The following is a 13,954-nucleotide window of genomic DNA, read 5'->3' on the forward strand; positions in this document are numbered from 1 at the left end:
GTTGTCTTCCTTTGCAGTAGAGAGGTGCATTGCCGCTGCCCACTATACCCCCAAAAATGGAGGTGGCAATGGCAGGTAAACGTGGTGGTGAAACTTTCGCCAAGGTCCGGCGTTAAAAGAGTGATAACATCTTATGGCGATGCCATACGCTTTTTTATGCTTGATATGTGCTTAATTACTCGAAATATACGGATTAAGGCCGTTAACGTGCGCCAGATCACACAATGATTCATTAGTTAAACTAATCTCAAATTCCAATTTTTCTCGTTTGTTGTTCTTATCATGCCTGACTACAATGACCACGTTTTCCGGAAGTGTCTGCTTCGCAGATTGTGAAAACAAAGAACATTTTATCGCTGTGTCTGACACATCGATATCATCCCTGGTTCTTATGCTTGACTTCCTTCCTTCAATTTGTTGATTGCAATGCTTATTCTTTTGCGGCCCACTTGGAATCAAGTGGGCTTTTTTTTACATCCCCATTTGCATCCCTGCCCAACAAAAAAGACCGCGTTGGCGGTCTTTTTTATGAAGAAAATTTAATCCTCAGATAGCTTTGGTTATCTGGATGACCACCCGGCGGTTTCGCTGGCGCTCATCCGCCCCTTGGTTGGAAGCCACGTGACGGGTTTCGCCGTGGCCCTCTGTTTGAATACGGTCAGCGGGGATGCCTTTACTGACAAAAAAGTCCTTTACTGAATCCGCGCGCTTGTCAGACACCTTTTGGTTCAGGTTACGGCCGCCGTGGCTGTCGGTATAGGCATTGATGAGGATAAGCTCAACATCGGGGTCCAGGCTCAGGTATTCCTGCACCCGCGCCAGCTGTGCCTTGGAAAAACGGGTCAGCTCAGTTCCACCCGACTCATAATTGAGCACGGTAAAGGCGATATCATCGAAACTGTAGGGCAGCAAGCCAGATAAACACTGACGAAACTCAGTGTACTTGCGACGGAAATTGGCCGCCGACAAACCCACGGCAACCTTATTGTCGCTGTTGTACCAGTCGGCGTAGTAGAAAGTGGGCTCACGGCCGCGCTCAAGCTCGGTCAGCATCGACCAGGCGGCCTTTTTGGGTACTTCGCCGTTAAAGTCTCTCATATAAGACAGCCTGGTAATGGTCGACTGAACTTCGCCGGGGCGCCAGGAGGGAGCCTTGCTCACCAGGGTTGCCGCCGTGGCCGCATCGGGTTTCGACCACATATCCAGAGTAAACAGCAGATTCTGATCTTTACCGGCAGCGCTGGAAAACACGGCTTTGCCGTAAGCAGGGATATCATGCTCCAGACTGCAGCGAATACGGGAGTTTTCGGCCAGGCGCCACTGGGAGTCGGCAATGGTGGCCACGTAGTGACGCATGTCGGCCGCCGCGCCCAGTGGCAGCAGCAGTGCAGATAGAATAAAGCAGTTACGCCACATAGGAATTCTCACAATTCAATGCTTACTCTGGAACTATCGACCAATATTCCCGGTTCTTTAGCGCAGATTTTGCGCAATCAAACATGACAGCCAAGGCGCCTTTTAGCATAATAGCGCCCTTTGCAACGACCAGAGAATTCAGGATGTCTGACGCCTTCAACCCCAACAAGCTCAAGTACCGGTTCCGTGGCTATTATCCTGTGGTAATAGATGTGGAAACCGCCGGCTTCAATGCTCAGACCGATGCCTTGCTGGAAATTGCCGTCACCCTGCTGACCATGGACGATAACGGCATGCTGGCGCTGGATAAAACGCTGCATTTTCATATCGAGCCCTTTGAAGGCGCTAATCTTGAACCTGCTGCGCTGGCCTTTAACGGCATAGACCCAAGCAATCCGCTGCGTGGCGCGGTCAGCGAAAAAGACGCGATACTGGAAATTTTCAAGGCGGTGCGCAAAGGCATGAAAGCGTCAGATTGCCACAGAGCCGTGATTGTGGCCCACAATGCCGCATTCGACCATGGTTTTGTTAGCAAGGCGATTGAGCGCAGTGGCGTTAAACGCTCGCCATTCCATCCCTTTGCCACTTTCGACACCGCCTGTTTGTCTGGTCTGGCCCTGGGGCACACAGTGCTGGCACAGGCCTGTAAAATCGCCGGCATTCCCTTCGACAATAAAGAAGCCCACAGTGCCCTTTATGATACTGAGCGTACCGCCGAGCTCTTCTGTTATATCGTCAACCGCTGGAAGTCCCTCGGCGGCTGGCCGTTACTGGGTGCAGACGCCCTAGAAGAGACCGAGGATGCAACAGCGGATAACGAAAACGCCGCTGTCGATGCCGAGGCCAGCGCTGGCGAATAAGCGAAGCTCCCGCGCCATCTGCTTATAGCGCCCCTTAAATCAACAACAGCCAGGCAAATCACAGAAATGAAAAAGCCGCCCTTGGGCGGCTTTTTTATGCGATTCAATGTGATCCAGATATTGGATTACAGGTCGTCAGCGTTTTCGCTCAGGTAAGCAGCAACGCCGTCTGGGCTGGCGCTCATACCTTTCTTACCTTTTTCCCAACCGGCTGGGCACACTTCGCCGTGCTCTTCGTGGAACTGCAGCGCGTCAATCATACGCAGCATTTCGTCAACGTTACGGCCCAGTGGCAGGTCGTTCACTACCTGGTGACGTACCATACCTTCCTTGTCAATCAGGAAAGAACCACGGAAAGCCACACCGGCTTCTGGATGCTCTACGTCGTAGGCCTGACAGATTTCGTGCTTAACGTCAGCCACCAGAGTGTACTTAACAGGGCCGATACCGCCCTTGTCTACTGGGGTGTTACGCCAGGCGTTGTGGCTGAACTGAGAGTCGATGGAAACACCGATCACTTCAACACCACGCTTGGTGAACTCTTCCATGCGGTGATCGAACGCGATCAGCTCAGATGGGCACACGAAAGTGAAGTCCAGTGGGTAGAAGAAAACCACGGCTGCTTTGCCCTTGATGGCTGCAGTCAGGTTGAAGTTGTCAACGATTTCGCCTGAACCCAGAACGGCAGCAGCAGTAAAATCGGGGGCCTTGCGACCTACTAATACGCTCATTGGTAACCTCCATCTATGGATTGAGCTAGGGATAATACGAACTTTCCTGTTAGATATTCAGCATTATAAGAGGTGCCATGAGCCTGACAACCCAATTTGGAGGAATATCACACAATTGCTCCGTTCCCCGGTCTGTCAGAGCAATTTATCGCCGTAAAGCCCCCTGCATTTCCGGGGCTTTTCAAGTGGCACGACCGCACTGGATCACAATTGGCAAATTTGTATGTGAATTCGTGCCCATTGCTGGACAAGCAAGGGAAACACTGTCAAAAATAGCCCTTTTGATTGAAGACAGACTTATCCATGATGAATTCCGTGGTTATTGCCGTGTGCCTGATGCTTGCCCTCAGCCTTGCACGGGTAAACGTGGTTATCGCGCTGACCATAAGCGCACTGGTCGCCGGGCTTTGGGGCGGCATGGGGCTGACAGCCACCATTGATGCCTTTAACACGGGCCTTGGAGGCGGTGCCCAAATCGCGCTGAGCTATGCACTCCTTGGAGCCTTTGCCGTGGCCCTGTCACATTCGGGGCTGACCACGGTAATTTCCCGCTCTGTGATTAAAAAACTGGGTCGGGAAAACGATGCCAAAGCCCTGGGTACAGTGCGCATGTTGCTGTTGGTTTCACTGCTTGCCATGGCCATGGCGTCCCAGAACATTCTGCCTATTCATATCGCCTTTATCCCGATTCTGGTGCCGCCACTGCTGCACCTGATGTCAAAGCTCAAGCTCGACCGCCGCCTGGTGGCCTGTGTACTCACCTTTGGTTTGGTGACCACCTATATGGTGCTGCCAGTGGGCTTTGGTGGCATCTTCCTGAACGACATTCTGCTGGCAAACCTAACCGGCAATGGCCTGGAGGCCAGTCGCGAACAGGTGCCCGGTGCCATGCTGATCCCGGCACTTGGGATGATCCTGGGCCTGCTCATCGCTGTGTTTATCAGCTATCGCAAACCCAGAAGCTATGTAGAAGAGCAAATCCTCGCGGCCGAGCCCGAAGAACGCATCCATGGTCGTAGCCTTATCATCGCCCTGGTTGCCATTGTGGCGACTCTGGTGGTGCAGCTTGAAACCGACTCCATGATTTTTGGTGCCCTGATTGGTTTTATGGTGTTCAGTCTCTCGGGCGCGATTAAGCATGTGGCCGATCAGGACATCTTCACCCAGGGCGTGCGCATGATGGCCAATATCGGCTTTATCATGATTGCTGCCGCAGGCTTTGCCGCCGTGGTCAAGGCCACAGGCGATGTGGGTAATCTGGTGTCGTCCCTGGGCGAACTGATTGGCGACAATAAGGCGCTGGCGGCGTTCCTGATGCTGCTGGTAGGCCTGCTTATCACCATGGGTATTGGCTCATCCTTTTCTACCATCCCCATTATCGCCACCATCTATGTACCATTGGCGCTCTCCTTTGGCTTCTCGGTACCGGCTACCATTGCTCTGGTCGGCACAGCGGCCGCGCTGGGTGATGCGGGCTCACCGGCGTCTGACTCAACCCTCGGCCCCACTGCCGGGCTTAACGCCGATGGACAGCACGACCATATGCGAGACAGCGTGATCCCAACCTTCATCCACTACAATATTCCGTTGTTGGTATTTGGCTGGATTGCGGCCATGGTGCTTTAAGCGGGCTGATAACCCAAAGAGACCTACTGCAAGATACGAAAAAAGCGCCCGAGGGCGCTTTTTCATTTAAGGCAGCTGTTTACAAAAACTGTTTACAACTGCTTACTTGGTGCCAAAAATCTTGTCACCGGCATCACCGAGGCCTGGCAGAATGTAGCCATTTTCGTTCAGGCAGCGGTCAATAGAGGCTGTGTAGAGCTCGATATCCGGGTGGGCCTTCTCCAGTGCGGCCAGGCCTTCGGGGGCGGCAACCAGCACCAGAGCCTTGATTTGCTTACATCCGCGCTGCTTGAGCAGGTCGATAGTCGCAATCATGGAGCCACCCGTGGCCAGCATGGGGTCAACCACCAGCGCAATGCGCTCATCCACCTGGCTGCACAGCTTTTCAAAATACGGAACTGGCTCAAGGGTCTTTTCGTCGCGGTAGATACCCACCACAGAAATACGGGCACTGGGGATATGCTCGAGGACACCGTCCATCATACCAAGACCGGCGCGCAGGATAGGCACGACAGTCACTTTCTTACCCTTGATTTGCTCAACCTGTACCGGGCCGTTCCAACCTTCAATGGTCACGGTTTCAGTTTCTAAATCGGCAGTGGCTTCGTAGGTGAGCAGACTGCCCACTTCGGCAGCCAGTTCACGGAAACGCTTGGTGCTGATATCCGCTTCTCTCATCAAGCCAATTTTATGGCGAACCAGGGGATGTTTTACTTCGACGACTTTCATGTCTACTCCTGCGACTTTTGGCGTTTTTCAGGCAAATTTCTGGAATTTTAGATGATTTGTTCTCTCGATAAAACATAAAGTTTTGTTCAAACGCCGAATCGTGAAGCCTGTCGCGGCTTATACCGCCAAAAGCACATTTGATAGGCAAAACTACCCTTTCGACACCCCTCACAAACTGCTAGAATACGGCCCCAATAAAAACCACTCGATGTACCCTACTAGAGGATCCTCCGTGAGCACTCCTACCCCACTGAGCTATAAAGACGCCGGTGTCGATATCGATGCAGGCAACGCACTGGTGCAAAACATCAAGTCTGCCGTTAAGCGCACCCGCCGCCCTGAAGTGATGGGCAACCTGGGTGGTTTTGGTGCCCTGTGTGAACTGCCGACCAAATACAAGCACCCAGTGCTGGTATCCGGTACCGACGGCGTGGGAACCAAGCTGCGTCTGGCCATCGACTTCAAGAGCCACGACACCGTGGGTGTTGATCTGGTCGCCATGTGTGTGAACGACCTGATTGTGCAGGGCGCTGAGCCGCTGTTCTTCCTCGACTACTATGCCACCGGCAAGCTGGACGTAGAGACTGCCACCTCTGTGGTAAACGGCATCGGTGAAGGCTGCTTCCAGTCAGGTTGCGCCCTGATTGGTGGTGAGACCGCCGAAATGCCTGGCATGTACGAAGGCGAAGACTACGACCTGGCCGGTTTCTGCGTAGGTGTGGTTGAAAAGGCCGACATCATCGACGGCACCAAGGTGAAAGCCGGTGATGCGCTGATTGCCCTGGCCTCAAGTGGTCCTCACTCAAACGGTTATTCTCTGATCCGTAAGGTACTGGAAGTGAGCAAGGCCGATCCTCAAATGGATCTGAACGGCAAGCCGCTTATCAAGCACCTGCTGGAGCCTACCAAGATTTATGTCAAATCACTGCTGAAGCTGATTGCCCAAAGCGATGTACACGCCATGGCGCACATCACCGGCGGCGGTTTCTGGGAAAACATCCCACGCGTACTGCCTGAAAACTGCAAAGCCGTGGTTCAGGGCGATTCCTGGCAGTGGCCTGTGGTATTCGACTGGCTGCAAACTGCCGGCAATATCGAAACCTACGAAATGTACCGCACCTTTAACTGCGGTGTGGGCATGGTTGTTGCCCTGCCCGCCGACAAGGTGGATGCGGCCCTTGAACTCCTCAAGGCCGAAGGCGAAAACGCCTGGCACATCGGCCATATCGCCGCCCGTAATGGCGATGAAGAGCAGGTGGAGATCCTCTGATGAGTTGTCGCGTCGTTGTCCTTATCTCCGGCAGTGGCAGTAATCTGCAGGCCATTATCGACCAGTGTCAGGGCCGCAGCGGCGTTGAACTGGTTGGCGTTATCAGTAATAAGCCTGATGCCTATGGTCTGGTCCGTGCCCACCATGCCGAGATAAACACCAGCTGCGTTATCGCCCAAAAAGGTGAAAAACGCGCTGACTATGACGCGCGCCTCACGGCGGCCATTGAAGCCTATCAGCCAGACTTGATTGTGCTGGCAGGCTTTATGCGCATTCTCAGCGAAGGCTTTGTCAGCCGCTATCTGGGTAAGATGCTGAATATCCATCCGTCACTGCTGCCCAAGTACACCGGCCTGGATACCCACCAGCGTGCCATCGATGCCGGTGACAGCGAACATGGCGCCAGCGTGCATTTTGTCACCCCTGAGCTTGATGCCGGCCCTGTTATCCTGCAGGCGAAGGTACCCATCTATGAGGGTGATGACGCCCAAACGCTTGCCGAGCGGGTACATGAGCAGGAACATGCCATTTACCCTTTGGTCGTAAAATGGTTTGCCGCAGGCCGCTTGAAAATGGACGCCGATGGCGCCTATCTCGATGGCAACCTGATTGGTCCAAGCGGCTACGCCCCGGACTGAGCAGACTAAAGCAAGCAGCACACTATTGCTGCTGAACGAAAAAAGAGGCCCGGTTGGCCTCTTTTTTTATCCGTTAATCTATTTTCCGCGACGTGGCGCTCGGATCACCCCGCCCCCGAATCCTTTCAGTTAAATCCTGACATCCGCCGCTAACTTGCTCTGTTATCGTTGAATTTGCCGCCAATTTGGCTTTAGATAAATGGGCCGTCCATTTTTTCGCCAGCGACGGAACCTTGAACAGGATTTTTCAATGAAAAACATCATCTGTGATATCGACGGAGTACTGCTGCACGACAACAAACTGGTGCCCGGCAGCGACAAATTTATTCATCGGGTGCTGGAACAAGGCAACCCCTTGGTAATCCTGACCAATTACCCGGTACAAACCGGCAAAGATCTGCAAAACCGCCTCGAAGCCGCAGGCATCAATGTCCCCGAGGAATGTTTTTACACCGCCGCCATGGCCACCGCAGACTTTTTGAAGCATCAGGAAGGCAGCAAGGCCTTTGTGATTGGTGAAGGCGCCCTCACTCACGAACTCTACAAGGCCGGTTTCACCATCACCGACATCAACCCCGACTTTGTGATTGTGGGTGAGACCCGCTCTTACAACTGGGACATGATCCATAAAGCGGCGCGGTTTGTAGCCGATGGCGCCCGCTTTATCGCCACCAACCCCGATACCCATGGCCCGGCGTTTTCACCGGCTTGTGGCTCCCTGTGCGCTCCCATTGAGCGGATCACCGGCCGCAAACCCTTTTACGTGGGTAAACCCAGCAGCTGGATAGTGCGCTCTGCCTTAAACCACATCAACGGCCACTCGGAAAACACGGTTATCATTGGCGATAATATGCGCACCGACATTCTGGCGGGTTTTCAGGCGGGTCTTGAGACCATACTGGTACTCACAGGCGTCAGCCGTCTTGAAGACATAGAGAAAGAGCCGTTCAGGCCCAATCATGTGTTTAATTGTGCCGGTGACATCGATATTCTCTGACCCGCACCAACGCCAGCACGGCACCACACTCCCATATGTTCGAGCGTGCGGCTAATCCCAGGTACATGCACCCCGGGTATGTTCACAAATTGACACATAAAAATGGCCGTTTGCCTTGTCATGGGTAAGCGGCCTTTGTCATTATGGGCGCCGCAAATCAAACGCAAAACACAATAACAACAGAATACCAACAAGGTACCCTATGAAATCACTGCTCCCTCTGGGACTTGTGCTGCTGACCGCCTGCAGCCAGGGCGGCCAGACTGCCGCCACGGCGCCATCGCCGGATTTTAATGAGGCGCGTTTCAGGAACGACATCAAAATCCTCTCTTCTGACGCCTTCGAAGGCCGCGCGCCCACCACCACCGGTGAAGAGCGTACCCTCGACTACCTCACCACAGCGTTTAAAGCCGCCGGACTCAAAGGTGCCAACAATGGCAGCTTTTTACAAAGCGTGCCCATGGTGACCTATAACGCCTCGGAGAATCAGGCCGTTCGCCTCGGCAATCTTCATCCTGCCTACCGCAAAGACATAGTGCTGGGCAGTCGCCACAACAATCAAGGCGTAGAGATAAGCAAGGCGCCGCTGGTGTTTGTGGGCTATGGCATCAAGGCACCTGAATATGACTGGGACGATTACGCCGGCCTGGATATGCAGGGCAAGATTGCGGTTATCCTGGTCAACGACCCCGGATTTGCCGCACCTGAATCGGGCAAGTTCAAAGGCAAGGCCATGACTTACTACGGCCGCTGGAGCTACAAGTTTGAAGAAGCGAGCCGCCAGGGTGCCCTTGGCGCCATCATCATCCATGATACGGCGCCCGCATCCTACCCCTGGTCTGTCATTGAAAACAGTTGGACCGGGCCGCAGCAAGACCTGGCAGATGCCAGTCAACATGACAACCGGGTTCAGGTAGAAGGCTGGATGACCCTGGATACCGCCAAGGCGCTCTTCGATGAGGCGGGCCTGTCACTGGACACCCTGAGCCAACAAGCCGCACTCACACCGGGTAACCACGACCTCAAGCAAAGTGCCGATATCGCCTTTGCCAACAGCGCCACCTTTACCGACAGTTATAACCTGGTAGCAACCCTGCCGGGCACCGACAAAGCCGGCGAGCATATCCTTTTTACCGCCCACTGGGACCATATCGGCAAAGACGACAGTCGCAACGGCGATAAAATCTACAACGGCGCTCTCGACAACGCCTCTGGTGTCGCCGGTATTGTCGAAATCGCCCGCCAGTTTGCGGCGCTGGATGCCATGGGCTTTAAAAACCGCCGCTCCATCACCTTTATCGCCACCACGGGTGAAGAGCAGGGTCTGCTTGGCTCACGATACTATGCCGCCAATCCACTGTTTCCCATCGACAAGACCATTGCGGTGCTGAACCTCGATTCGACCAATGTGTTTGGCCGTACCAAGGACTTTACCATTGTCGGCAAGGGACAATCCCAGCTGGAAGACTATCTTGTCGCCGCGGCCAAAGCTCAGGGACGGGAAGCCGTGGCCGAAAAGAATCCGGCCTCCGGCGGCTTTTTCCGCTCCGATCACTTCAGCTTTGCCAAGCTGGGGGTTCCGGCAGCCTTCGCCGGTGGTGGCAGCATTCCCCTGGACGATGCCACCGCCGCTTATAAGGCGGAGATGCAGCTGAAAATGAAAGGTTGCTATCACAACGTGTGCGATGAATATCGCGCCGATTGGGATTTGTCCGGCGCCTTGCAGGATCTGGCCATCTATTACGATGTCGCAAGAACCCTGGCCAACAATGAGCACAAACCCGGGTATTATCAAAAAAGTGAGTTTTACCCGTTAAGACCCGCGAACTAGATCTCCACCACAGGGCACCCCAAGGGTGCCCTGTTTGTTTTCTGCGCATTCAAACCGTGTACCATCCAACCACTTAAAATTACACCGCATTACGGATACACCAAGAGCCCGGCTCTTCTGCACAGCACAATTCAACCAACCATAATGAAACGCAATGAATTTTGATGATAATTCATTTAACTACGCCACCGAGCAAAATCATCATCACAAAAATGGCAACAAAAATGACTTTTCATCATTTTTATTATTTGCTTATTGCAGAATTCGCTGGCAAAGTGACAAAACATTGATGCCTATGAAGTGACGTGCGGAGTTTGTTATGTGTTCGATATTTGCCATTCTCGATATCCAGTCTGATGCCAGCGCCATGCGCCAGGTTGCCCTGGAGATGTCCAAGTTATTGCGTCACCGTGGTCCCGACTGGTCAGGTATTTACGCCGACGACCACGCCGTGCTGGCCCACGAGCGCCTCGCCATTGTCGATATAGAACACGGTGCCCAGCCGCTTATCAGTGACGATGGCAGCCTGGTGTTGGCAGTGAACGGCGAAATCTACAACCACAAAGAACTCAAGGCAGAGCTTGGCGACAAATACAGCTACCAGACCAACAGCGACTGCGAAGTGATCCTGGCGCTGTATCAGGAATACGGCAGCGACTTTCTCGATAAACTCAACGGCATCTTCGCATTTGTGCTCTATGACAAGGCCAAGGGCAGCTACCTGATTGGCCGCGACCATATCGGCATCATTCCGCTCTACACCGGCCGTGACGCCAAGGGTAACTTCTATGTGGCCTCAGAAATGAAGGCATTGGTGCCCGTGTGTAAAACCGTCGAAACCTTTGCCCCCGGCCATTACCTGTCAAGCACAGACGCCGAGCCCGTGCGCTACTATCAGCGCGACTGGCAAGCCTTTGACGCTGTGGCCGACAACGGTGCAAGCGTAGAAGAACTGCGCGCGGCACTGGAAGCCGCGGTCAAACGTCAGTTGATGTCAGACGTACCCTATGGCGTGTTGCTGTCCGGCGGGCTGGACTCGTCCATCGTGTCGGCCATTACCCAAACCTTCGCCAAGCGCCGCATTGAAGACAACGATGAAAGTGAAGCCTGGTGGCCACAGCTGCACTCCTTCGCCGTGGGCCTTAAAGGTTCGCCAGACTTGGCCGCATCACGCAAGGTGGCCGATGCCATTGGCACCATTCACCACGAAATTCATTTCACCTTCCAGGAAGGGCTGGATGCCATCAAGGACGTGATTTATCACCTGGAAACCTATGATGTAACCACCATTCGCGCGGCCACGCCTATGTACTTGATGGCGCGTAAAATCAAGGCCATGGGTATCAAGATGGTACTCTCCGGCGAAGGCGCTGATGAGCTTTTTGGCGGTTACCTGTATTTCCACAAGGCACCAAACCCTCAGGCCTTCCATGAAGAGCTGGTGCGTAAACTCGACAAGCTGCATCTGTTCGATTGCCTGCGTGCCAACAAGGCCATGGCGGCCTGGGGCCTCGAAGCGCGTGTCCCCTTCCTCGACAAGGAATTTATGGATGTGGCAATGCGCTTGAACCCTGCGGCCAAGATGTCCGGCAAGGGCAAAATAGAGAAGCACATTTTGCGGGAAGCCTTCGAGCACAAGCTGCCTGCCGAAATCGCCTGGCGTCAGAAGGAGCAGTTCAGCGATGGCGTGGGCTACAGCTGGATTGATGGCCTCAAGGAGCAAGCCGCGGCTCAGGTGGATGATTTACAGCTGGCCAATGCCCGTTTCCGTTTCCCGCACAACACGCCGGAAACCAAGGAGGCCTATTTCTACCGCTGCTTCTTTGAAGAGTTGTTCCCGCTGGAGTCTGCGGCCCTTACAGTCCCCGGTGGCAAGAGTGTAGCCTGCTCGACACCAGAGGCCCTCGCCTGGGATGCCAGCCTGCAGGGAATTATCGATCCCTCCGGCCGTGCAGTGCGCGAAGTGCACGCACAAAGCTACTGACAGCCGCTAACCTGTAGTTCGCGGATTAGCCAGCAGATAAGAGTCGATTGGAACACCTTCAGTTAATTGCATAAAAAAGCCCTGTGTTGAACACAGGGCTTTTTCATCGCTGGACTTTTATCTGAGCGGATCCAAACGGCGGGGATTTACCGCAGCGGCTGTCCGCGCAGCGCGGCCATCTCCTCCAGCCGCTCTTTGGCACTTTCCAGTATCAACTGCTGCCGCCGTGGATTGGCCTGATGCCAATCGAGGATTTCCTGATAGCTGCGCCCACACCCCATGCAGATGTCCTCATTGGTCAGGCAGCAATTGCGAACGCAGGGAGATGGCAACTTATCCATCTCAGGTCAACTTCTTAAAGTAGTGGGCTTTTTCCAGCTCGCGCACTTCCATGGTCAGACTGGATGCCCGAATATCCATGGCATCGATGGCATTGGCCATCGATGCCATCAGCGCCCGCTTTTGCTCACTGCTGCGTCCGGGCATGATGCTGATGTCGACATGGATAAAGCTATCAGTGCCCTCCCCGGTTTGCGCCGCTTCGGCGCGATGGGCGCGGGTTTTGATGGATGCCGGCTCAAACAGGCCACTGGCGACCATTGCACTGTGACAGGCACGCGTCAGAGCTTCGGCAACATCATGTCCGTCAACATTGGCTGAAAAGTCAATAATACAATGAGGCACTTGAGCTCCTATTCAGACCAAACGGCATATTCATTGCCACTGGGACAGGCAAAGTGAAAACGTCGACCACCGGGAAAGCTGAAGACGGACCGGACTATACGGCCACCCTGGTGCATGATTTGCTCCTGTTTCGCCGCCAAATCATCGCTGTAAAGTACCAACAATGGGCCTGCCGCGGCGGTGAAGCTTACGTCGCCCAGATAAAAGCCGCCGTCGATGCCGGCATCCAAAAAGCAGCTGTATTCAGGGCCATAATCAAGAAACGCCCAACCAAACACTGCACTGAAAAACGCCTTGGTTTCAGCCAGCTTACTGCAGGGAATTTCCAAATAGTTAATGGTATTTACGCGGTTCATCATGCTTCCTTGACGCCGATGGGCATTTACGCCTTACGACTGATTTTTACCGTACCCTGGTCAGTTTATGCCTGTAGCAGCCCGGCGACAAGACCAATAAGACCGCCAAACACCCCTCCCCACACCACAAGCCAACCCAGGTGCTCACGGATCATGTCCTGTACCAGGCGTTTGACCAGCTCAGGGGTGAGTTCATCGAGGCGATTTTGCACTATCTGCGCTATCTGGCTCTTGAAGTCCGACAACATATCCGGTTGTTCCAGCGCGGCTTTAAGCTGTTCATGGAAATTATCCGATGCGGCAATTTCAGTTAAGGACGCTTTCATTTTCTCTTCGAAGGGGGCCTTCATCGGGGCCAAGGCCTCAACGCCACCGAACATGGCCAACATGCCGCCGAAGGAGGACTGGGCAACGGTTTCCACCAGGGCATCGAATGCGGGGGTTAAGTCCACCCCGGCAATGACGCCGGATAAGTCCAGCGCCCGGTGACCGGCGCCGTCACTTAGGAACCTGTCAATGTTTTCGTCGGTGAAGAACTGCTGCATCATGAGTTCGTGAATCGCTTTTTTAAAGGACTCGAACTTGGCAGGGATCACGCCTGAACCATAGAGTCCGGGCACTTTTTCAAACAACATGTGTACGGCAAGCTCGTTGGTGAGCGCGCCTGAGAGAGAAAACAGACCGACCGAGGTCAGCAGCGGTTGTTCTGCCGCAAAACCCGCAGCCGTAACGGCCGCAGCCAACCCATTGGTTACCAGCCCTTTATTCATGTAATTCCCCCAGTTGGACAACAAACAAAACGACGGCATTCTAGCAAGGAGTCCAACCGAGG

General features: G+C 54.0%; 14 protein-coding genes. 7 read left to right on the plus strand and 7 right to left on the minus strand.

Annotation, left to right across the window (positions count from 1 at the left end):
• Positions 1-546: 546 nt before the first annotated feature.
• Entirely contained in the window at positions 547-1,416 is an 870-nt protein-coding gene (locus K0H63_RS11730; RefSeq protein WP_220067889.1) for a flagellar protein MotY, read from the minus strand.
• Between the two features lie 143 nt (positions 1,417-1,559).
• Between K0H63_RS11730 and rnt the strand changes: the two genes are divergently transcribed.
• A complete protein-coding gene (gene rnt, locus K0H63_RS11735; protein ID WP_220064839.1) occupies positions 1,560-2,276 on the plus strand; it encodes a ribonuclease T in 717 nt (238 codons plus the stop codon).
• Positions 2,277-2,401: 125 nt separating this feature from the next.
• On the opposite strand, the gene K0H63_RS11740 is transcribed toward rnt, so the two are convergent.
• Positions 2,402-3,007 (minus strand): peroxiredoxin C, encoded by a 606-nt coding sequence (locus tag K0H63_RS11740; protein ID WP_011760207.1) that lies wholly within the window; start codon positions 3,005-3,007, stop codon positions 2,402-2,404.
• A gap of 306 nt (positions 3,008-3,313) precedes the next feature.
• Here K0H63_RS11740 and K0H63_RS11745 point away from each other — a divergent pair, with 306 nt between their 5' ends.
• The gene (locus tag K0H63_RS11745; protein WP_220067890.1) at positions 3,314-4,633 is read left to right on the plus strand and encodes a Na+/H+ antiporter family protein; all 1,320 of its coding nucleotides are present in this window, start codon (positions 3,314-3,316) and stop codon (positions 4,631-4,633) included.
• A 102-nt stretch (positions 4,634-4,735) separates the two neighbouring features.
• On the opposite strand, the gene upp is transcribed toward K0H63_RS11745, so the two are convergent.
• Positions 4,736-5,362: a uracil phosphoribosyltransferase gene (gene upp, locus K0H63_RS11750; protein WP_220064840.1), complete on the minus strand. Its 627-nt coding sequence runs from the start codon at positions 5,360-5,362 to the stop codon at positions 4,736-4,738.
• A 232-nt stretch (positions 5,363-5,594) separates the two neighbouring features.
• Between upp and purM the strand changes: the two genes are divergently transcribed.
• The 5 genes from purM to asnB all read left to right on the plus strand — a co-directional run bounded on the left by purM (position 5,595) and on the right by asnB (position 12,082).
• Positions 5,595-6,632 (plus strand): phosphoribosylformylglycinamidine cyclo-ligase, encoded by a 1,038-nt coding sequence (purM, locus tag K0H63_RS11755; protein WP_220064841.1) that lies wholly within the window; start codon positions 5,595-5,597, stop codon positions 6,630-6,632.
• Positions 6,632-7,270: a phosphoribosylglycinamide formyltransferase gene (gene purN / locus K0H63_RS11760; protein WP_220064842.1), complete on the plus strand. Its 639-nt coding sequence runs from the start codon at positions 6,632-6,634 to the stop codon at positions 7,268-7,270. Before purM ends, purN begins: the two co-directional genes overlap by 1 nt.
• A gap of 250 nt (positions 7,271-7,520) precedes the next feature.
• Positions 7,521-8,267: an HAD-IIA family hydrolase gene (locus K0H63_RS11765; protein ID WP_220064843.1), complete on the plus strand. Its 747-nt coding sequence runs from the start codon at positions 7,521-7,523 to the stop codon at positions 8,265-8,267.
• 202 nt (positions 8,268-8,469) lie between these two features.
• Positions 8,470-10,098, plus strand: a complete 1,629-nt coding sequence (locus K0H63_RS11770; RefSeq protein ID WP_220064844.1) for a M28 family metallopeptidase — start codon at positions 8,470-8,472, stop codon at positions 10,096-10,098.
• A gap of 319 nt (positions 10,099-10,417) precedes the next feature.
• Positions 10,418-12,082 carry an asparagine synthase B gene (asnB, locus tag K0H63_RS11775; protein ID WP_220064845.1) on the plus strand — a complete coding sequence of 555 codons (1,665 nt, stop codon included), beginning with the start codon at positions 10,418-10,420 and terminating at the stop codon, positions 12,080-12,082.
• Positions 12,083-12,228: 146 nt separating this feature from the next.
• Here the strand turns inward: asnB and K0H63_RS11780 are convergent, their stop codons facing one another.
• The 4 genes from K0H63_RS11780 to K0H63_RS11795 form a co-directional block, all read right to left on the minus strand.
• Positions 12,229-12,423, minus strand: coding sequence for a DUF1289 domain-containing protein (locus tag K0H63_RS11780; protein ID WP_220064846.1), 195 nt, complete (start codon positions 12,421-12,423; stop codon positions 12,229-12,231).
• Position 12,424: 1 nt separating this feature from the next.
• The gene (locus tag K0H63_RS11785; protein ID WP_220064847.1) at positions 12,425-12,766 is read right to left on the minus strand and encodes a 5-carboxymethyl-2-hydroxymuconate Delta-isomerase; all 342 of its coding nucleotides are present in this window, start codon (positions 12,764-12,766) and stop codon (positions 12,425-12,427) included.
• An 8-nt stretch (positions 12,767-12,774) separates the two neighbouring features.
• On the minus strand, positions 12,775-13,122 hold the full coding sequence (locus K0H63_RS11790) for a VOC family protein (protein WP_220064848.1): 348 nt from the start codon (positions 13,120-13,122) through the stop codon (positions 12,775-12,777).
• 65 nt (positions 13,123-13,187) lie between these two features.
• On the minus strand, positions 13,188-13,892 hold the full coding sequence (locus K0H63_RS11795; RefSeq protein ID WP_220064849.1) for a DUF445 domain-containing protein: 705 nt from the start codon (positions 13,890-13,892) through the stop codon (positions 13,188-13,190).
• Positions 13,893-13,954: the final 62 nt, after the last annotated feature.

The organism is Shewanella zhangzhouensis (assembly GCF_019457615.1).
Taxonomy (GTDB): Bacteria; Pseudomonadota; Gammaproteobacteria; order Enterobacterales; family Shewanellaceae; genus Shewanella; species Shewanella zhangzhouensis.